The 22656-nt window shown below is 59.1% G+C and carries 9 protein-coding genes; 3 read left to right on the forward strand and 6 right to left on the reverse strand.

The window, feature by feature from the left end; all coding sequences use genetic code 11:
* Positions 1-523: 523 nt before the first annotated feature.
* Entirely contained in the window at positions 524-1171 is a 648-nt protein-coding gene (locus tag FJ548_RS14310) for a hypothetical protein (protein WP_140778183.1), read from the reverse strand.
* A 1139-nt stretch (positions 1172-2310) separates the two neighbouring features.
* Here FJ548_RS14310 and FJ548_RS14315 point away from each other — a divergent pair.
* The 3 genes from FJ548_RS14315 to FJ548_RS14325 are packed head-to-tail and all read left to right on the forward strand — an operon-like array spanning position 2311 to position 11146.
* Positions 2311-8460: a DEAD/DEAH box helicase gene (locus FJ548_RS14315; RefSeq protein ID WP_140778184.1), complete on the forward strand. Its 6150-nt coding sequence runs from the start codon at positions 2311-2313 to the stop codon at positions 8458-8460.
* Positions 8460-10181, forward strand: coding sequence for an NERD domain-containing protein (locus FJ548_RS14320; protein WP_140778185.1), 1722 nt, complete (start codon positions 8460-8462; stop codon positions 10179-10181). Before FJ548_RS14315 ends, FJ548_RS14320 begins: the two co-directional genes overlap by 1 nt.
* Complete coding sequence (locus tag FJ548_RS14325) at positions 10178-11146, forward strand: hypothetical protein (protein ID WP_140778186.1); 969 nt, start codon at positions 10178-10180, stop codon at positions 11144-11146. Before FJ548_RS14320 ends, FJ548_RS14325 begins: the two co-directional genes overlap by 4 nt.
* Here the strand turns inward: FJ548_RS14325 and FJ548_RS14330 are convergent.
* From FJ548_RS14330 to FJ548_RS14350, 5 genes are all read right to left on the reverse strand, one after another.
* Positions 11127-13985: a DEAD/DEAH box helicase gene (locus tag FJ548_RS14330; RefSeq protein ID WP_140778187.1), complete on the reverse strand. Its 2859-nt coding sequence runs from the start codon at positions 13983-13985 to the stop codon at positions 11127-11129. The two genes, FJ548_RS14325 and FJ548_RS14330, sit on opposite strands and share 20 nt — an antisense overlap.
* A complete protein-coding gene (locus tag FJ548_RS14335; RefSeq protein WP_140778188.1) occupies positions 13982-16873 on the reverse strand; it encodes a hypothetical protein in 2892 nt (963 codons plus the stop codon). Before FJ548_RS14335 ends, FJ548_RS14330 begins: the two co-directional genes overlap by 4 nt.
* A gap of 191 nt (positions 16874-17064) precedes the next feature.
* A complete protein-coding gene (locus FJ548_RS14340) occupies positions 17065-19092 on the reverse strand; it encodes a Druantia anti-phage system protein DruA (protein WP_140778189.1) in 2028 nt (675 codons plus the stop codon).
* 67 nt (positions 19093-19159) lie between these two features.
* Complete coding sequence (locus tag FJ548_RS14345) at positions 19160-20755, reverse strand: ATP-binding protein (protein WP_246678670.1); 1596 nt, start codon at positions 20753-20755, stop codon at positions 19160-19162.
* 312 nt (positions 20756-21067) lie between these two features.
* Entirely contained in the window at positions 21068-21865 is a 798-nt protein-coding gene (locus FJ548_RS14350) for a hypothetical protein (protein WP_140778191.1), read from the reverse strand.
* Positions 21866-22656: the final 791 nt, after the last annotated feature.

Here is a 22656-nt window from a genome sequence, read left to right on the forward strand (position 1 = left end):
CGCGAGGGTAGCCGCAATACCCAAGAGACGCGGATCCGCACGCGGGGCCTTTCCCCACAGTCTCACCAACGCCGCGTATGCCTTTTCTGTCAGGCCGCGAATACGCTGCGCCGAGCGTTCCAGCCAATCCGGCGGAGGCCGAGGTGGCGGAGGTGGCGGAGGTGGCGGAGGGTTAATCCGTGGAGCTGTCGCTACCGGTCCGGACCGTCGAAACAACTCCGCGAATACCTCGTCGAAGATTTTTGCGTCGCCTGGCCGCCGCACTAGCGCCGAGGCTAGCACCCCGGCGATTTCGTCGCGCGTCCAGGCGGTTTTGGCACACGCCAGGGTCAGGCATGCAAGCGCGTCTCCCGGCGATGCCAGCAAGCCGCGGGCGCGCAGGCGTGCGGTCAGAGCAATGACGAAAAAAACGGCATTGAAGGAAAAGCTGTTCTCGTCCTTTTCTCTCATGGCGATAAGACGCCCGCGCGCCCGCCCTCTTTGTCGGGACACGCCGCGCTCCTGAAACGCAACGGATCGCAGCCTAGTTGTACCATAGCGGCAACATCCTACAGTCGATCATCAGTAAGACCGTCATAGTCACAAAAAATGCGACAAGGCCGGTATGCGGAACGGCATCGGAACTGTCTGATTTCGGCTGCTCTGGACCGTATGGCAGAAAGGCGTCGAACCCATCGGCGAGAGCGGGTGCCAGCTGCGACGCCGTTGGCGAAACGCGACGCCTGGACAGCAGCCGCCACAGCAGTGGCGCAGCGGTCTGCGCGGCGACAATGAGGGCGCCCGCCAGGACAAGAACCTGATAGAGGGCATCCGGCACGCGATGGATCACGACGATCTCAGCGAGCATTCCGAAGATGACGCCAAGCCAGGTTCCACGGCGGCGCGGATCGAGCCAACTGGCAATGCAAAGCGCAATCGTCATGGCAAGGGAAAAGGGCCATTTGGTAATGACCAGCGCCTCTTTTACAGGCTCGGCTGGGGATTTCGCGACGACGCCTGGCTTGCCGTTGGCGGGGTTCTTGGTGCTATCTTTGGCATCGATGCCCGTAGCTGGCGCCGCTGGTGTCGCGGGCCGGTTCGGCTTCATAGTGCACCCGTAAACAATCATGGCGGTTACGAGCCACAGAGCAACAAGCCGCAGAATCCGACTGTATGAAGCGCGATCAGACATTCTCGTTACCACCACGTGGCAACCATTGGAAACACTCTGCGTTTGGTGCATCGATCAAGGCCAGCCAAACAAGCGTGGACAAATAAAGCGGACAGGCTTTATTTTTCCGTTCTTCCCCTTTCAATGTTTTTTTGTTTTCGAACATTCGAGTCGTGCGGAATGATAATTATTAAACGTGCCATCATCATACGCTATTTGAACGAAGTAAATATCAAGTGCCCAACTTTTCGGCGATGGTCGAACTGTCTCCTAGTCCCCGTCGCGCTGCTGTTGCGGGCGTTGTTCCCTGCCAGTTCGGCACTCGTCAAGCAGGGAACCTCCTCCGCGAACCTTACGCTCGCTCGGGTGTTGTCAGCCCCGATCTTCGAGCGGATAGCCGACATTGGATCGTTGGCGGGCAAGTTGCGACCTTACTTGAGAGCCAAATCGGCTCGTCGCTGTTTCCGTGGTACCGTGCACATTCATCCTCGCGGCGGCGGCGGTCAAGCTTGGCCAATTACCTGGTATCGAAATAGCGCCTATCGCCGGGCAGCGGATGCGTATTCGGCGATTGCGAGTTTAACCTGCTGTTGTTGTGCTACATTAATCCCCGCATTTCGACTGCGGATTTTACGGTCGAGTGAACTACCCCCATCGCTCATTCCCTTGGGTGCGGTAGAATTGACGACGGTGCCATCCTCGTCACGCGAACGTTCACCAGCAGTATCTCGAGATAAGAGAAAGGATGCCAAGCCTGTCGAATAGATTTCCACTCTGGGTCAACGCCGAGTCCCAGCTAGATTGGGAATGCTGTGAACCGCGGCTCGTTCCGATCGACGAGACGACTGGCAACATTCCACAACCAACGCAGAAATTCGCTCGAAGGCGGTCGAATTTACACCGTCATTGAGCTGAGAGTAAGGGGGCTTCAGGTGACCATCGCGTGCTGGAGTCTTGAGCAAATATCGCCGCAATCCCGGTCTGCCGGACTTTCTGCATGCGCAACGCGCCTTTGGTCAAAACAAAACCTGAAGCACCGTTGAATAGGCGGAGAAAAACTTTATCGTGCTTCTTGGCGGCACAAACTTGTGCCGGGGGGATTCGCCGTCACTTCCGGCGAGATCAGGGGCAAGAGTTACGTGCGCACAGAAATAAAGCACATGCAGGAAGCACTCGCTTCCTACATCGAAGCAACTTATCATCTTTCTCATCCCAAGATTGTGGATCTTCGGCGCGCCCTCTTGATGAAGGGTGGCATCGCTCAAGTCCCTTATATCGAGAGCACCCCAGCCTACGTTGGCGAACGTAAGTTTGCGTCGTTGGAACTCGATGGGCCGGTTCGCGACTTTCTAACAAGCCTGGCATCGAAGGGGTCGGACCAACTTCTCTTCGATCCAGCCTACTCCCACCAGGCCGACGCGCTTGAGGCGACGATGCGCCCCGATGCTGGGGGTACCGCCATTGTAGTCACAACTGGGACCGGTTCCGGAAAAACGGAGAGTTTCCTGCTGCCAGTGCTGGCGCGGTTAGCAGATGAGGCTGTCTATCGACCGACGCATTTCTCGGAACGGGCGGTGCGGGCACTGTTACTCTACCCCATGAATGCGCTGGTGAATGATCAACTCGGTCGCCTTCGTATGTTGTTTGGCTCGTCGGCTGTACGCAAATGGTTCACGAACACTGCCAGCCGGCCAGCAAAATTTGGACGCTATACTGGCAGGACGCTTTATCCCGGAATGCGCGATGGTAAGCGCGACCAGGTACGTCTTAAGACGCTAGAATACTACCTTAAGATCGAAGACGGCGCTCGTGACGGAAACGTCAAAGACCAAGAACTCGTTCGAACGCTCAAAGAAAAAGGACGGTGGCCGGGTAAGCCTGACAGTTTCATAGGCGCCTTCGATGGCCTGCGCAATTGGTACGGCAAACCCCACCAACACTGGGAAGATTCGAATGGCGATCCAATCCGCGCCATCGAGCGTGCCGACGACCCGGAACTGTTGACTCGTCACGAGATCCAAGAGGCGAGCCCCGATCTGCTCGTGACAAACTATTCGATGCTGGAATACATGTTGCTGCGTCCAATTGAGCGAAAGATATTCGCGGACACCCGGACGTACTTCGAAGATCACCCTGAAGAAAAATTCTTCCTGATCCTTGATGAGGCACACCTCTATCGAGGAGCCAACGGTACCGAAGTTGCCTATTTGATCCGTCGACTGCTCGACCGCCTAGGTCTTCCAAAGTCGCGCGTCATTGTCATAGCGACCAGTGCATCATTTTCGAACGCCGAGGCGGCAAAGATCTTCGTGGCCGGCCTCACCGGAATCGAAACGCATGCCATCACCACTCTGGTCGGTGAGAAGCGCGCGTTCGAGCCGGCGGCCGGTGGATCGGTCGATCTTGCAGCGGCATTTGCCGCTGTACCGCTCGGGGCGCTTCAATCGTCGTTGCCGCACGACCGCTCGGCCGTGCTCACCCCCCTTGCTGCGCATGCCGAAGGTGTACCCGTTGCCCCAGTTATCCTCTCAAGGATCGATAGCAGTGCGACCGAGATAGCAGTTACCGTTCAAGGACTCGATCCTCACGGCGCTCGCATAGAGGAGGAGGTGCTTGTGCCCAGTGGGGGCACCGTTCAAACCGAAACACACTTCCTCGTCGTCGACGATGTTCGTTGCCCGGAAGGTAGCGTCGCTTTCTCCCGCGCTTACGATCTCGGCACTGCTAACGAATTACAATGTGAGTGGAAGGAAGACGATCTTCCGTCGGCGCTGGCCGCAGTGCTCACCGACCTGCCGGTAATCGGTCGCCTGCGCAACATAACCTCGGGAGCGGCATCCAAATCTGATCCCATCTTTTCTCCTGGGGATGCCTGGGCCCTGACGCTCTTGCCGGAGGCACTGTTCCCAAAGAGCGATTTGGCGACGGGTACGGCGGCGGTCGACGCACTTCTCGAATTGGCGTCGCTCGCAAAACCTGTCCCGGGCGCGCCGCCAATGCTTCCCGCCCGCGTGCATATGCTTTATCGTGGGCTTCCCGGATTGTGGGCTTGTGCAAATCCACAATGCAGTGAGATTGGACCTGAGCAGCGAGGCGGCCCTACTGGGGCCCTTTATGCAGAGCCGAGGCAGAACTGCACATGCGGTTCGCAAATATATGAACTTCACAGTTGCCGCTCCTGTGGTCTCTCAGTTGCCCGTGCCAGCATCGGATCGCCGGCGGGAATCGAGCATCTCTGGCAAGATAATGGCCGTGCTTATGCGGGCGATACGGGTCTTATCAACCCGATTCATGTCTGCTTAGAGGATCCAATTCCGCAAGCGCCGGGAGTTGTGCGGCCCGCGTATCTCGATTTGGGGTCGGGCCGAATTGATGGATCAGGATCGTTTAAGCGCGAAGTTTGGTTACCGGCACAAATGGGGCCGAATCTCTTTGATAGTTGTCCTCGCTGCGGGGATGCATGTGGTCCCACCGCTTCAGGTGGCATTTCCGACCTACAGACGAAGGGAGAGCAGCCATTCCTACAATTGATCTCAGTCCAGGTACTCGAACAGCCTCCGCGACCGCAAATCCAGACACCGCTTCAGGGTCGCAAGGCGCTCGTTTTCTCCGACGGGCGACAGACCGCGTCGCGCCTCGCTGGGACGCTCAAGACTTTCTCTTTTCGTGACAGCCTGCGGCCCCTTTTGCTGAGAGGCATGGCTGAACTCAAGCAGCCAGCTTACAGACCTTCGCTTGACGATGCGCCGCTCGCAATCGCCCTCGGCGCCGCTAAGCACGAGGTTCGGCTTCGGCCGGCTGGCGACGACGACGGTAAGATGAATCGCGCCGGCCGGCTCGCGCTGGGGCTGGTCGACAATGAGGATGCTGAGACCGACGATTTCCGTGCGCTCAGCAACCAAACCTCCGAACAGACGCCTCTTTCGGTCTTCCAGAGCATCTACGCGGTCCTCCAGGACGATCACACAGGCCTATTTCCGCTCGCGCTGGCGATGCTGCGGCCAAAGCTCACGAAGACGGAGCAGCAGAAGCTGCATGAGGGGCTGAAACTCCCAGTACTTCAGGGCATGAGTGTCGAGGACACTCGCACTGCGCTCGTCGAACTCTGGTTGTGGCAAGCGATGCGCAAGCAGGCAATCAAGCTCCAGCATACGCCGGACAATGTTGTCGGTGCACGGGGGGCAGTCGGGATCCGCGAGTGGAACGGCCGCTTTTCGCAGAAAGTGTCTAAGCTGCTGGAAGAGCGCGGCTTGAAGGCCTGGCTGAAAGGCGACTATGTCAACGCCTGCGAACCTGCGCTGAGAAGCATTTTCAGCCCTGGGGCGACTGGGCCATTCTTCATTCAAGCAGCGAAGGTGACGCTCGATGTCGGCGACAAAGCCGAATGGATCCGGTGCGAGCGTTGCACGAGCGTTAGCCCACGAAACGCGCTACTGGGCAATCGTTGCGGCTACTGTAGCGGCATCGCAAAACAGATCGATCCCTTGACCGATAGCGTCTTCCGGAGCCGCAAGGGTCTGTATCGGCAACTCTGGGAGCGGTTGAGCGACAAAGATGATGCGTATGCGCCTCACCAACTTGTTGCCGAGGAGCATTCTGCTGCACTCAATGACTCAGGTATGGCAAACGCGATGTCGCGAAATGAAGCCTATGAGTTGCGCTTCCAGGACATCCCCATCGAGCAGGATGGGCAAGTTGGGTCGTCGATTGATATCCTAAGCTGCACGACGACGATGGAAGTAGGCATCGACATTGGCGGTCTGACCGCGGTGGCGCTAAGGAACGTGCCTCCCGGTCGCGCTAACTATCAGCAACGTGCCGGGCGCGCGGGGCGTCGCGGTGCGGGCTTGTCGACGGTGGTGATGTTCTGCGGCGCAGACAGCCACGACCAGAGCTTCTTTCGCAATCCTGCGCCCATCGTTGCCGGCCCTGCGCCCGATCCTATCCTTAACCTCGACAATCCCGTAATCGCACGGCGCCAGGCGCTTGCCTATCTGATCGGTCGTTTTCAGCAGGATCGGATCGAGACCGTTGGCGGCAGTTCGGACGTGTTCTCCTCGCTGGGAAGCGTCTCGGATTTTGTCGGGGGCTCTGATGATATGTTCTCGCTCGCTGGCCTAAAACAGTGGATCGCCGACGGGCGGGACGGTCTGCGCGACGACCTCGATCGTTTGTTCACCTCTTCGTGCCCGGCGCTTGATGCGGATGAGATGCTCGACCAGTTTCCGAAGGCTCTGGAGCAGCATCTTTCAACGTCCGAGGAGACCCAAGTAGCCGCCGCTTCGCCGTCAGCGTCCGTGGTAGACCACGGAGACGTCGAGGACGAGGTTATGGAGGATAGCAGCGATGACGATCACGGCGTCCTCGACAGTGGCAAATTGCTCGACCGATTGTTCGACGATGGCTTGCTCCCAAAATATGCTTTTCCTACTGATGTTGCGACATTCAGCGTGTTCGAAGAAGGAACTGATCCGTGGAATCCCAAGCGGCGCTACTCGCCGCAGCAAAGTCTAAATGCGGCACTCAGCCAATATGCACCTGGCCATGAGGTCTGGGTCGACGGCCAGCGATATCTATCGCTTGGACTGTACGCGGAGCGCGAGGACGACCGACTCGACGCTTACCGTGAGAAACGGCTCTATTTTCAATGTCGCGTCTGCAATTATGCGGACCTTAAGAACTGGGGCGACGGCTACCCTGAGCAGACGCGCAATTGCCCCGCCTGCAGCGGCCGCGCCACGTTGGGGCCAGCCAGGCGTTGGGTCCGACCGCCCGGCTTTTCGCATCCGCCGAGCATTACTGCCTTGCCGCCAGACTTCGATGCCGGCGTCCCCCTGCGTCCCACCAGAGCAACGCTCGATTCGCTACAGTTTGCTAACGAAACGCGAATTGGCGGCGAAAGTTGGCCGATTGGGACTGGTTGGGATGGCTGGAGCGACAGCACCACGCTCGTGATCACCAATCGCGGATCGCTCAGCGCGACCGAACCTGGTTTCAACTACTGCACTCAGTGCGGACGCATCGAACCGGGTGAGTTCGACGCAACGATCCGACAACTTGGTAGGGGCCAGCCGCACAATCGGCCGCGCCCTAAGGGGCCAAAGGAGCCCGATCAGTGTACCGGCACGGTCACGAAGATCGTCTTGGGCAATGAATTTCGCACGGACGTTTCGGTTTTCCGCTTGGCACTTCCGTCCAGTTGGCAACTCGACCCCGACAAGCCCTCAACTACCATCGCCGCTCGCTCTGCGGTCGAGGCCTTACGGCGTGCCGCCTGCACGCTCGAGGACCTCGAACCCAATGACATCGACGGCGACTTCCGTTTTGCACCCGGCGACGGTATGAGGCAGTTCATCGATCTTTACCTTTATGACCAAGCCGCAGGTGGCGCGGGCTTCGTGAAGGCCGCTGCGCGCGATCCCCACCGCTTGATCGATGCGGCACTTGACCTGCTCGACACCTGCGACTGCGACGATAGCTGCTACCAATGTCTGCGTTCCTACAAGAATCGGTACGAGCACGCGCTCTTCGATCGCCGGATCGGAGCCGACCTTCTGCGCGCCTGCTTCAAGGGCGCGAAGCTCTCGATCGATCCGGCCCGCGAGGATTACGCGCTGACGCGGCTTACAATTGATCTAGAGGAGAGCGGCGCTAAGGTGACACAGGCCGACGGTGGGCTGGTCAACGCGGACGGCCAAATCATCTGCCTCTCGCACCCGTTCGTTGAGAACGAACCATGTTCGGAACGCGCGCGCAGGCTTGCGGACGGGAAGGACACAGTCGCTATCGATATTCTACTTGTACTTCGTGCCCTGCCGATCGCGTCGAACGTCGCCCTCTCAGTCCCGAACGTCGATCCGGCGGCGGGCTTGAAGCCCGCTGCTGATGGCGTTCCCGAGCTTACGCCCGCGCAAGTAGCTGCCGGCGTCATGGAGCCTGGTGAGAGTGCGCCCAGGTTTGCCGTGCTTGGTTCCGAGGTTAACGACATCCTATTCCGGCTAACCGCCAACACTCTGAGCGGCAAGAGAGGTGACGGCAATGGTGAGGTGCCAAAAGGTACAATGTGCCTGTTCCGGCCATTCAGCGGCGAGATCGTCAAGACCGATGCGTATCTCGTCCGCCGCACAGATGACCAAGCTTTTGGTGCTACTGGCGCGGCATGGACCGTTGGCCTACTCCAGCCGGTCAGTAACGGCGGTATGCGTGTGCGTTACCGAGCCGCCTCACAGCACATGGAATGCGCTAGCGAACTTGTCATGCCGGCTGATGCCGTCGTCCCGATCGCCGTGTTCGTCAAGGCCGTGCACTGATGGCATTGTTCATCCCGCCGATTGACCCGGAAACGATGGAGCATGGGTCAGAGGCCGACATTGCGCGCGCTATGCAGAAAGGCTTGCCTGCCGGGTTCCTCGTCATGCATTCGCTGCCTTGGGTGAATCCGGCTCGCGATGACATCGGCGAGCCAGCGCGGGAGGGCGAGGCTGATTTCCTGATTCTCCATCGCCATTACGGCTTGATGATTTTGGAGGTGAAGGGCGGGGAAATCACACTCAAGGGCCGGGTCTGGTATCGCCACGTCAAATCCGGCCTAAAGGAGATCACTGATCCGGTACGGCAAGCTCACCGCAGCCTTTGGACATTCAAGAAGCGGATTGAGCATATCTGCGGCAAGGTCGTTGCGGATCAAACTTTTATCTCGGTTGCGGTTGCCTTTCCACACTGTCTCTTCAAAGACAATCCACCGCCTGATCTGCCGGCCGACGCCATTCTCACCATGGACGATATGGATTCGATCGAGGCAGCAATACTTCGGGCATATCGCGCGAACGGCGGAGGGAGAAAGCAGCTTTCTGTCCAGGAATTTGACGAGATCAGGCTCGCACTTGCTCCCGAGTTCCGCATTTACGAGCCGTTGCGCGTAAGCGTTGATGCAACAACTCAGACGCTCGCACGCCTTACCCGGCAGCAGCTTCAGGTGCTACGCGGTTTCGATGCCAATCCACGCGCAATCATCGAGGGAGTAGCGGGCTCTGGAAAGACGCTGCTCGCGATACAGCGAGCACGATCCTTTGCTACAAAATGCCCGGCGGTGTTGTTCACCTGTTTCAATGCTGAACTAGCCAAATGGGTACGCGAGGAAATTGCAGGCGATCTGGTGGAAAACGGTGGCAAGATCACAGTCTTGAACTTCCACAGGCTCGCCGCTGACCTTTGCAAACAAGCTGGGATCGACTTCATTGCCAATGCTCAAGACCCTGCGCGCTGGTGGGACGAGATCGCTTCCGATCTCCTGGCGCAGGCGGCGATGGACCTTTTTCCAGACAAACAACCATTTGCCGCGATTGTTGTTGATGAGGCGCAGGATTTTAGCCCGAGTTGGTGGGACGCCCTGGATTACCTTTGGGACAGCAAAGGTCCAATCTGGGCGTTTCTCGACAAAGCCCAAAGCCTTAGACGAGATCCCGTCGAGCCGCCGATCGAGGGCGCCTTTCGCTTCGCGCTCGATGTGAATTGCCGCAACACCCGCCGTATCGTCGCCTGTGCGAACATCGCGACAAATGTTGAGAGCGAGCCCTTCGAACTGGCTCCGCTGGGGCCGCCTCCCAAGGTGATCGTTCCGCAGAGCCCGGTGGCAATCAGCGGGATCGTCCAGCAAGAAGTCCGCGCGCTTTTGAGGGAGCATCGCCTTGAGCCGCGGCAGATTGCCATTATCGGCCCGGCGAGCAAGGCCAAGGGACCGCTCGCGAGCGTCAACAGCATCGACGGGACACTGCTTTTGGACGACGCGGTGGCCTGGCGGGAGGGCAAGGGCCTGCTTTGTAGCACCGCACGCAGTTTCAAGGGGCTCGAGGCGGACGTTGTGATTCTCTGCGACCTCTCGGGCCTCAGCAGTTTGTTCACCATCAGCGACCTCTACGTCGCGCTGACGCGGGCGCGATCGTACCTTATCATTGTCGCCCATGACCGAGCGGCTCGGGAAAGCATCGACGCGGCACTCGCAGCTGCAATTGCCGTGGGTGCGGGCGAATGAATGCGCTGGATGCCTGGGCGGAAGCAATCGAGTTCAAGCGCGACGAAGATGGGCGACCTTCGCTTGACACGGTTCTCAATCATATCCGTGGCGCGATTATCGAAGCCGGATTCGTAAGTCGCGGACGCATCACCAGCGGCCTCAAGGAATCGTATCGGCCCTTCGCTGTGGACGACACAGTCTTGCGTGAGATTACCGAAGAAGCGCTACGCATCCTTCTGCTCAGTGGCGACATCGATCAGTTCACGACCTCTCTTGGCCGTGGCTATGCGGCAACCCCGCCTCGTCGCATTGGTTGGCGCGGAGACAAGACGGCGTTGTTGGGCGCGGTCTCGGACGGCCGATTGAAAACGATCGTCAGACAGATCCCTGTCTCCGAAGCGCTGAGCGACGCGGTTGCATCGGTCGATCTTGCTGACGAGCTTGGTTGGGCGGAATGGCGCTCCATCTTGCTAGAACTCGGCGGCGCAGATTCTCCCTCAGGCAATGCTACCGGGCTGTTTGCACATGCTAGGTCATGCGCGATAGGAGGCGATCGTTTCTCGTTAGATGAACCCGACAAAATCGCAGTCGTAAGTGGCCGTGGCGAATTTTTCGGCAAGGCGGAAGATGCGCCGTCAGGTCGATGGCAACGCGTGACAGGTGATGGGTGCTTTCCAGCTGCAGTCCGCGCGGGTTACGCGATGCGGGGCGTGTTGCTTCATATTTCGGGAACGGAGGCGACGGCTTGGCAGCCGCCGACCTGGGACATCTGGCGGTGGCTTGTGGTCGGCCACACGCTCGAACAGGGCGATCCAGTGCTGCGTTATGATCGGGTTTCGTCGACCCTTGACTTCCTTACTCCACCGCCCCGACAAGCGGAACGTGCTGCTCTCATCACTGGCGCACAGCGCAGTGCTTGGTCCTGGACCGTTGACGAGGACGCCTATGCTGTGATCGCTGGGCTCATGGGAGTTCCTCGCTAGCGGCGCGCGGCACCACCCAGAACATCTTGGCCCTTCTCAGCGCTACCACAGTGCCAAGTGCGCCCTCGACTCCTCGCAGGCGCGCGGCACGCGCAGCCCATGTCGTTTCGGCTAAGTTGAGCATCAGTGCGGCGCCCCGCTGCGCAGCACGGTTGAATTCCAGTTTGGAATCCAGCGCCGCCGCCACCTTGATTTCGGAACGCGCGGCATCGGCAAAATTGGTGGCGTCCGCTTCTGCGGTGAAGCATCTGCGTTCGCCCGCATTGCGGATGGCGATACGGGCCTGCGCGAGTTTCTCCTCTCCTCGCTTTCTCAGTTGAGCGGCGACAGTTCCACGCGCAGCCTTCAATCGAGCATCTGAGAGGGTGGAGCGGCGTTTGCCGATTTGGCGCGCACATTGGCCGTCATAGATTGGATTGAAAATCGCGGCTGCGGCATCGGCGGCGACCACTTCCTCGCCGACTTCAACAAGGGTTGCGAATAGAAGTTCGGGCGGGCAGAGATCGATCATCCAACGCCGATCTGCCTGGAACTGGGTTAGCACTGCGCGCCCCGCGACGGTGCGTGCGTCCTGTTCGGCCTTGGATGCTTGGGGATCCGCAATGCCCAAAATCGCGTCAACATCGATGCTGAGTGCATCGCGCAAGTCAAACTCACTCACACAAAGCAACAGCCGTCGTCCCTCCCACCGCAAGATTGGATGACCGGACGGATATTCGACCGTGAACTCGGTGGTGATATCTGTTGCGGGAGTTTGTCGCTCGAACGCAGCGATCACGCCGTCGTGGAGACTGCTTCCATGGTCGAAGAAATGAAGGCGGCGCTTCCGCTCGTCACTTTGAGCGACATAGGTCCGTGGGGGGCATTCAAAAGCAGCCCGCCGAGAAATATACGCCTGGCGGTAACCGGAAGATCGAGCGTCTAGATCCGGAATGATCAGATCATTCTCCCTTGGCCGCGCTTTGTACCACACCGTGCTGAAGCGTTGATCCCCCATCTGTCCCTTTCGCAGATCAAGGTAGTCCTCACGCGAGACTTTCATCATTGCTTCTGCGGCCAATTCGCGAGCCTGAAACCAATCCCAGCCTTCGCTTCCTGCACCGACGATAGGCGCAGCGTAGGGCCGATTTCGAAACCGAGCTTCGCGCTTGAGCGCCAGCGTGGTCCGCGACGATGGTGGCAAACGAGTGACCGTAAGCCACGCGTCATATGCATCGCCGAGCGTCCGCGCTTGTTTAGCTGCATCGGTCCAACTTCCACCTGCCGAGCCATTGGCGGCTTCCGATATCGCGTCGCTAATGTCTTGCCATTCCGACTCATCGAAAACTTCACTGCGCAGAAATACCCCGGTCCCCTCGAGAACTTCGAGGATGTTATTCTCAATCGAACCGTCGACTACGATCGGGGTGATTGCGATGCGACGGTTGATGGGCAGTCCTTTGGCACCGAGGCGATCGATACGGCCGATCCATTGCTGGATGTCGGGAGGCGACCAAGGTAGCGCGAAGAAGATAATCTCGTCTGCGAATTGGAGGTTGTGACCTTCTTTCGCCGCGTCAGCGGCGACAAGGACCTTTGCCTCGCCATTGATAAAATCGTCGAGCGCCTCCTTGAGAACAGTGACCTGCACTTCGAGGTTTTCATCGGCGCCAACTAGTCGGCGCTTCCTCGCCACCTTAATGTCTGTGAGTTTCTCAATCGCGTCACGCAGATAGTCGGTGGTCGGATTGTCTTCGGCGACGACGACAACGCGAGCCTCTGGCTTATTGGCATGGAGGGCACGAAGATGATCAACAAGGGCATCGAGCTTAGCGTCGCCCTGCTCATCGCGCAGGCAAAGATCGATCTGCCGCCAAGCGGTTTGCATAGCGGCCGAGGACCGTTTCAACGTGCTCAGTCTATCGCGAAGTGACTGCCGCGACCTGCCGGCGACCTGCAGCAAAGCCTCGCGCCTAATGTCGAGATTGCTGGCGCGAGCCGCCTCCAGATAAGCACGGGTCGTGCGTGCGCGCTCGACATCGCCATCCGTCGGGGACAAACGGATGGGCTGGTAGATCCTCTTGGGCAGAGCATCAGGATAATCTGTACGGGCGGTGCGGATGAGGCGCCGATAGAGTCCATAGCCTTCCTCGACCGCACGTCGTTTGCTGGCATCCTGCAACTCGTGCTCGTAACGCTTGAGCGCCTGAGCCTCACGATCGGCGAGCACTTTCAGTATTTCGCGGTCTTCAGCTTGCGCAATCCGATCCGCTTCGGGCTCAAGCAAGGCCATCAATTCCCTGCGTGTTGTTGCTTGGTGCAGAGCGGGCGTCGCGGTCATTGCGAGAACGTTTGGGATGATGCGTGCCGCGGTGATGAGGTCGCGACGTACCTGTACTTGGAGCCTGGTAAACTCGTCGACCAGGAGCAGATCAATCTTTACCGCGGCGATTCGCCCCCCGGCAACTAGGCGACTTGGGCGCACGAGTCGCATGACGATATTTCCAACCACTTCGCCTTCCTCGCCGCTTTCAAGGGCGAGGACATGGCCGCGGCAGAGCAATTCTTCTTCCCATTGAGAAACGAGGTCGTCGGGCACGACGAGCGCAACGGTGAGAGGCTTAGGGCTCTGCGCCGCGAGCGCTCGCATTACCATAATTGCCTGGATGGTCTTGCCGAGACCGACTTCGTCGGCCAACAGCCAACGGCAGGTGGTTCCAGTGACCATTCGATGCACGCTGTCGATCTGGTGTGGGTAGGCGAAAGCTCCGACGCCAAGAGCCCCTAGTAGCGCTTGGTCTCGGTCAATGCGCCGCGCTTGAGCATGAAGTCCTAGGATGACGCGATGGAATTCACTCATACGGTTGTTCCCGCGGTTGCTGGTCCAAGCCGCAGCGCGGTGTAGCGGGTAGCGCGCGACACGAAAGGGTCGGCGACGAGCACACGGATTGCGGCGTCAACGTCATCGCAAGCGGCGGGCGATACCCAAAGCTGGAGTGAGGCTGCCGCGGCTTCCGCGGTCAATTGGCCTCGAGGCAGCGCCCATTTGCGGGTCCACCCGGACAGATCTTCTGCTAACTCTGCGATACCGAGTTCGGCGTAGGAGCGTCTGCTGAGCAAGCGTCCGCCTTCAGACGGTGCGATCAACCGAGCGAGTTCAGTGCGACGGACTCTGCGAAGTGCCTCGGCCGCGGCCGCTTCCCAATCTTCAGCAGGGCTTCCGAAATCGAAGTCATTCTCGACCTCAAGAAGTTCTCCCCTCGTGTGCAATTCCGTGACCACTTCCGAAAATGCGGCATTGAGTGCGTCATCCATCGCCCCATCGGCAGGCTCAATTCGTGCCCGAGGCCAATCCGGGTCGAACTGACCGGCATGATTCTGGAACGAGGCCGCGAAAAACTCTGCCTCGGCCTGCGTCGCCTCCTCCGGGACGATGACGAGACTTCGTTCAATCGCGACGGCCCAAAGTGCTTCATGGGGGTTCGAAGGAGTATTCTTAACTGCTTGCTCTGTGAGATACCAATTCTCGCCGCAGAGGTCGTACACCAATGGCTCTTCAAACTGGCGAACAATCCGCGTTTTCGCGCCGATAGCGGCGAGGGACGTACAAAGTGCGCGCGCCCAGGCAACGCGGCCGCGGGCGATGTCGCCCACACCCCGGCCATTGTCGAACATGCGACGCGAGCCCAAATCGCCGCTAAAATGGGAGGAGAGGTCGCCGAGGTCGAAGATGTTGGAGGTCAGGATCCTTATGGGATCGGCAATGCGTCCGTCGGCGAGTCGGAGGCCAAAGGCCGCAGCACCACGCGTGGGAACCTCTAGCAACGACGTGGCGGTGAAGCGATGGGGCGAGTTCGCGGTCGCACAAACAAGTTCAGCGTGGGAATCGGCCCCAATAAGATGCGGTACCAAATCCAGCCATTCGACCGATGCTGCCGCCCGTTCCAGCGTGATCCGCGCTGCAGCGGAGCGAGCGATGGCGAGTCGGAGAACGGCCTTGCCGGTCTCAAGCAGTTTGGTGCGGACCGCATCCTCGTAAAGAGGCGAGAGTAGCGGGGACGCAGCGGAGACGGTGAGTGGCAGCGAAGGCAAACGATCATGCCCTCGCGCTATCAGCACACCAGCGATCTCAAGTTCGACGGTTACTGGCACATCCTTTAGGGGCAGCCTGCTCTCTACACGGAGTTGTAGCCGCCGCTCAACCAGCGCCTCGAAGGCCCTATCTCGTTCGAACACGACGATGTCGACGACCGCTTCCGCGGCAGCAGGTGCGGGTTCGCTACACATGTTTGGCTGGCCGGCCAGTCCCGACACAGCCGGCCTCCGAGAGCCTGCCGCAAGCATCTGTGGGAGGTTCTGCCCATCTGGTGGCGCGCCTTCCATATAAAGGATGAATGGTCGGGTGGGTCGAACGACGCCCTGCGGCGCTCCGATCGAATCAAGCGGATGACGCGCGAGTTGCAAGCGTCCGTGCTCACTGAATAGGTCTTCGCGCGTTAGGACGGCCCGCTCGCCCTCGTTGCTAAGATCAGCTTCGAAGAAGTTATAGCCACAACTGCTGCCTAGCATGCGCAGCCCCACGAACGACGCTCCGCCCGGTTTGGTGGCGATCCACACATGTCCCGACGTGCCAGTCACGACATCAAAACGTTGTTCCGCGTGGGTACGGTCATAATTGGCGTCGAATAGCAGAATCTCTGTCCAATCGATCGTCCGTGCTGCAAGGGCCGCTGCACCGTCGCTACCAGGCCCAAAGATCGTCGCAGCATCGGGATATGCGGCATCGGTGGCGGCAGGTGTCGTCTGCAGTGAAAGCGCGAATGGGCCTGTGCTCAGCGCCATATCGGGATGAAGAAACCCGCCGCCGCCCCAGAGTTGCGGACGCCATCCCGCAGCACGCGCCGTGACACGAGCCTCATCGAATAGGGCGGTAGGCAGTGCGGGCCAACTGACAAAGAGGCGAATTCCTGATTGATCTCGGGAGGCGGCAAGTCGACCGAGGCTACGCTCGACCAGCGTGGACGGCTTCGCGGTGCGCGCGCGAAGTCGAGCAGACCGTGCAGCGAAAAAGGCTTCGGGTACCGTCGCTACAGCATCACGCAAACGGGTATAGCTTGTCGCGGACAATACGGACGCGCGATTTTCCGTGAGGAGGGCCGTGACGACGCGCGCGGCTGGCGCTTCGAAGCGTAACCAGTCGGCAAGTCGTGCACCCTCTGCTGCACTGGCCCATGCGCGAAGACTTGTAAAATTTGTGGATCGACCTGGGAGAGGAAGCGCACCGACCGGGCCTCGCGCGATCATCCGCGACACGGGCCCGACCAGATCAAGTGGCAACAGGGCGTTCGCGAGCGGCCATGACATGATCGAGAAATGAGCGCTGAAAGCGCTCTCGGACGGTCGCGATAGTTTGTAGCGCAATGCCAGCGTGTCGAAAGCCTCGCCGACTCGTTGGCGCTGCTCCATGCTGACAGGCAAACCTAGCGCATCGGTGAATTTGGCCCAGAAAACAGTTCCCACGCCTTCAAAACGAAATCCTATCTCCGATGCAATGGCGCAGACGAGCAATGGGGATCGTGCGAGAAGAGCGTCGAGAGTGGTGGAGGAAGGGGCCATCGGGGCCAATTCGTCGAAGGGAACCGGCCACAAGGAAGCGTGGTCTATCGCTTCGACTAGCGTAGGGCTCGCCACACTTGCCTTATTGAGTGCGACGATAGAAGCCTTGATCTGGCGTTCAAAGGCGTCCACTTCCCCCCAACTACACATTATTCGCGGTGCATGTTGTGAGATCGCCGCAAAAATGGATAGTTAAAAGACAATTGGGGGGTGTCGAAGACTCGCCCGTGTACACTGCGCTCAGGCAGAAAATTTAGCTCGCTCTGCCGCATGCTGTCCCCCCATCCGAAGTCTTAGACAGAAAGGTTTCTATATTCAACCTTTCAAAGCTCGATAGGCAATATGAATTGGCCATCGATATCTGCGTGTAGGGTTGCACGTACGCTGGTTACACCGAGGTGCCTGAGTTCTTCGAGTGTCTCGTCTCGGAGAATTCGATTGTTGAGCCACCGCCGACGCCAAGCCTTCGCCAAGTCACGCGCTGAGGGCGACACGGCCTTAGGCATACCTAGTCCAAGCAGGGCGTTGCGAGCCCCGAGGCTGAGTTCGCATCCATAGAAGATGCGGGGTGTCGCGTGATGCAGAATCGAGTCGCTCTTGAGACCGAGTGCATCAAGTCCTTCACGAATCTGCCGAAGTCGCGGACTTGTGCCCTCGCCAAAGCGGTTGTTAACGCGCCTTGAGTCGTGCCTCGTGATTGCCATACTGCGCAGCGCCTGAGCGGTTTCTCCGCCCAGGTGCAGCGTGCCGAATCCGCCGGTCAGGCTCTTTCCGATTGCTCCCCATTTCACATCATAAGGCAACTCGGGATGGTCTTTCGCCCGCAATTCGAGACGATTGTACTGGCTTGACCCGACGCCGTAGAGGCTTGTCGTTGTGAGGATACGCAGGTCGGCCGGCTTGGAGATAATTCGCCCAGCCATCTGCGAAGCGATGACACTGGTTTGGCCGCCGTATCGTCTCGCATATGCGTCGCGGACTTCCTTGGAGGTGAGCAGCAAGGCCACCAGTTTGCCACATAGCAACTCGTTGTACGGGTGCACGGCTCCACAGATAGAGACGTCCGCCACCTCGCTCGACAAGCCGGCTTTCCGAAACTCGGCCAAAGTTATATCCAAAGCCCGCTGCCCGCTACGCGTGGCAAATAATTGATCGAGCGCCTTTGCTGGCTCAGTAACTAGGCCAGCGGCACGGAAAATACCTTTGGCGAAGAGCAATTGCGCGAGGCTCTCGGCCCGTTTGCGAACGAATAGCAGATCTTCCGACGCCATCCGCCAGTCGGAGTCCGGGCGGGCACTTTGCAATTCGCCACGATGCGGCCTGACTTTTCCACCCTCTGCGCGGTGGGTCTCATAGTGATCGCGAAGTTGCTGTTCGCGGGCGAACGCGGCGCCCGCGGCCTTCTGTTCAAGGCGGAGTGCAACGGTCTCGGTCGGATCAGAGATTTCAATTGGACTGGCCAGATCGTCCCAGCGGATCGCGGCAATCGACGCGTCGACGCGCGCAAGGAGCGCCCCTCCGAACGCGATGGGATCCCAAGTGCCCTCCCGAACACGCTCTTCTGCGGACTCCCGAAGCCAACCGATCCACTTGTCTCTCGCCCCTAGACGCATCACTGGGCTCGCCAACATAGCGATGCCCATCACCGGGCGTTTCGGTCGCGCCGCATTCCGGATCAGGACAAGCATTTGCCGCCCGGGGATAGACCGGTACTCGTGCGCCCAAGTGTGCCGGAAGTACCGCCAGATGTCGTTTAGAGCGAGGCCGGTGTCGGGGCATTTGAGCCCTGTCTCGCAGACTTCAACGACTGGATCTACAATCAGGCTCAGGGCTGCGTCGCGCATGTCCTCCGGCAGCAAACGGATTTTTGCGAATTCCCGTGCGAGCACGGCGCCGTCATCGATGAGGTCCTTAATCGAACTCCTGCCCTGAGGCCTGAGGGTACGACGCTCCATTTTGGTCAGGAACGTCCGAACAGAGGGCTCTCGGAGTTGGCGCATACGGGCGCTTTGAAGTGCGCTACGGACCCGGGCCTTCACGTCGTCGACGCTCTGCTCGCCGTTCCGCGTGATGCCAGGGGGAGCGAAAGTTATACGATCGTGTTCGATCGCCACCTGCCAGCCTTGTTCGGACAGGTCTGCAACCAGCAAGCACACCGCGCGCAGTTTCACGCTGTCGCCGTCATCAACATAACGCCGGGCCAAAGCACGTAATTCTGCAGCGAAGCTGGGCGGAAGCCCCGCTCCGATATTAATCGCGTCGTGCAGGCGCTGGCGTTCCTCCGGCGCGAGATACGGGGAGAAAGCACGCAGCCGTCCTGGGCCAAAAAGCTCGTCGTTTGTGGACACCATCGCTCCAGAATCAAGCGGGCCGCGTTACACGGCCCGCTCATCGTATCGCAAAAACCGATCGCTTCGACTAGGCCCGACCGTTCGGCCAAGCAGGTTGTCCAATGTCTTGCTCATCACTGGAGCCAAGATGTTCTGACAGCGTCTGCAGGGCGCGGTCAAGTCGGCGGGACCAGGACAAGAGTTGGAGCGCGTTGCACGCCTGAGCTTCTTCGGCGCCATCAAGCATAACGTCGCCCAATGAGAACAACAGGATTTCCAGTGCTGTCCGCATTTCCGCGGTGGAAACCGCAGATTCGTACATCTCTTCAATGAAGCGATGTGCTGTATTGAGGTGCAAGATACGCGCGCCCTGACCTCGTCCGATCCGGAAGAATGACTGCTCGGGTTTGTACTCGAATTCTACGCGGTAGAGAGACGCTAAGAGCGCAGTATTCCTTTGAGGGTTGCTATGTTCGACATTGACCATATCGCTCGCCCGCTCTGAGAGTCGCCGTTGGCCCGGTTCCGGCGCTAGGCCTTTCATTCTTCGAAGTGCCTTGGCTTCCTTCACCTTATTTCGCAGTTGTTCGATCGCCTTTGGCAGGCCGGCCTCGCGGAGAAGGTCCCAGATGAGAGTTGAGACGGTGGTTTGCTGTTTCGACGTCGTCACGCCAAAGGCTTCGTCGAGGGTTGCAGAGAACTCGATCTCCACTTTGATGTAGCGGTCGTTGTTGATGAACGTCGTCCAGGGCGTGCGCGTCTGTACATCGATCAGCCTACCATTCCGACTGAAAATGATGCCGTGATAGTCCTTGAGGATAGAAAATCTGGCGTTTGCGTTGAGGCCCACGGCATCACGATCCTTGTCGACAGAACCGAAGCTCGGCGGCATCCATGCATAGCGGAGTGTCATTGCCCCAAGGTATCGCCCTGTATCGGGATCCCGGACTTCGACGTGTACCGGATCAAATGGGTGGGCGCGATCGTCATCAAGATCGTGCAAATGAAACTCCGGTGTCAGGAATAGCGGATCGATAGGCTTAACGAATTGGCCGTCAACGTACAGCGCTGCCTCACCACAGAGTTTGTGGTAGGCAACCCCGAAATGCCGACAAAGATTGTCGCGGAGGCCCTGGGTTGTCGTCCATTCCAGGCGATCCAGCTTTTCGATTAGGATGATTGTGCCCGAGGCCCAGCCGTCGGGAAAGGTTGACGCGATGTGATTTGAAACGAACGGTGGCAGATCGGTAGGTTGAGGCGCGGGAACGATGATGTCTCCGGCGCGATCGGTGTATTTGCCAGCAGTAATGTCGTCCAAGTCGAGTCTGACGGCGTGAAGGCCGCCGCCACTGACCTGAGACATCACTGTAAATCGCCGCCCGAGGCTGACAGATGAGCAGGGCAGCCCGTAGCCATACCTGCCCAGGCCGCCGCGGTCATTCTCACGGTGGGTGCCGCCCCACATAACCGCCATACGTATCATATCGGGCTCCATGCCATGGCCGTTGTCGAGAATGGCCAATTGCAGGGGCTTCTTGTTCGAAGTCGAACTCTCATAACCGAAGAGCACATCGATCCGATCGGCATAGGCTTGCAGAGAATTGTCAATCAGTTCCGCCAACGCGTCGCCATTGCTGCGGTAGCCAAGATCTCGGATGCCGCGAACGAACGCCTCCGGGACCATGAGTCCAAATCTCGATCGAGTCCGACTGCTTCGAACGTAGAACCGCTGGGCTTCGAGGAGCGGGGCAAAACCAGCACCTCGCAGTGATTGATGCTGCAGCGACATCTGCTAGGCCGCCGTCCGTGAGCCTATGGAGAAGGCTTTCAACTGCAGTACGCCGTCCATCTCCATCTGTTCGATAGCCATGGTCTCGCTCATATCTTCACTCCTTTCGCCCCGCTGCAGTGGGAGTAATGAAAGCAGAATGCACCACTCGGCGCACTTTCCATTGGGCATCTGCAGCCAAGCCTGGAGGCGGTTTGTAAAATCATTTTACCGGTTGCCGATTTCAGACTCCTGAGCAGTCGAAAAATCTTTCCCATCGCCGACCGACCAGGCAAGAAGCGGAAGCACGCCTGCGTACAGCCAAGGGACGAGATCCTCCCGTGGCCAACTGTCGCGCCCGCCCAGCACCCATAGCAACTCGGTTACCTCCCGCCATTTGCTGCCCTCGGGAAAACCCATCACCTGGGATGCCGCCGAATTGTTCGGGTTCAGTTCGACGAAGAGGGCAATGTTTTCCAGTTGAAAACGGGTGAGCCTCGCCCGACGCTCGATCTTGTCTGCCAGTTGGCCCTTCAACACCCGCTTTCCGTTCAATGCCGGAACGAGCGCGGCATCAACATCCGCGATGATCGAGGAGATATTTCTGGTGAACTCGGAAATGCCGAGCTTCAACTTCGCCTGGGCGTTCGCTTTTAGACCGGCGACGCCTCCGTGGTTTGGCAGGTCGATGTCAAGTTTTTCATTATCGCTACCGACAATTGCCTGGATCTGTTTTGCCGTTAAGGAGCGTCCGGCTTCGAATTCGGCGAGAACCTCGTCCACGTGCTCTGGGGAACTGGCCAGGTGGCCCATGGCGGTGGCGGACATGCGCGCTTCCACAAGCCGCGTCTTATGAGCCTTGAGAACGGTCGCTATTTTCATCAGGCTGAAAAGATGCTGGCGACTATATCGAGATACCGAGACGGCCCATTTTCCGAACATTCGGTCGGGGATGAGCGCTGCGGCTATGTTCAGTTGATCGCCGAGATCGAAGGTTTCTTCCGTCGTTCTTCGGCCTAGCAGCATGATCTCGGCCTCGCATTTTCTTATGCCTTGAGCTCGGCAGATCCCAGGCCGAGTTCGGAATGGTCGAATGTCGGTGCGTTCTTTCGCTGCGCTTTCTTCATCGTTGAACCTTCGGGCTTCGTGGAGCACCCCATGGCTAGCTTGCGGTCACAACCCTGCATGCCGCCGGCCAGTTGCCGTGCGCCATGGCTATGGCGCCGCAAAGGCGACGTCAAGCAGGCGGGTGGAGCTAAGTCATTGTCAACGATATGCTTTCTTCCGGGCCATTCTACCTTAAGAATGTCAGGCTCTGCAGCATCCGACTGTTGACCAGGACTCGAATCCTTGAGAGCCCGCGCCGCTCCAGGCTCCACAGGATCGGTCCGCGCGAGGCGCCGACGACCCAACTAGGATGCTGAAAGGGCCGCTGCCGCTGCGGCGCGCGCCCTGATCGTGGCGGCCGTCTGCGGGCTTGCGATAGCGGTGATCGGTATCACGTCGGGCGGGCTGACCTTAGGCACCGGCTACCGCCTATTCGACGATATCGGCAACCACAATTTTGTTCGGATTGATCTGCGGCCATTTGACCGATCAAGCAGCAACGCCCCAAGGGACGGCGCCGCTGCCTGGGCAATAATCAGGCTCGGTCATGGCAAGGCGACCCAACAGCAGCTTGGCGTAGCGCCATTAGAGCTGAACATCGCGAGCGGTAGCGTGCCACGCGCGAGGGATTCGAAGGACGCGAGTGCCAACGGGACAATCGGCGTGCCGGCCCGGAGAGCCGAAACCCCGATCGCGACGAAGGTGACCGA

Origin of the sequence: Mesorhizobium sp. B2-4-17, from assembly GCF_006441275.1 — a bacterium.
Classification (GTDB): domain Bacteria; phylum Pseudomonadota; class Alphaproteobacteria; order Rhizobiales; family Rhizobiaceae; genus Mesorhizobium.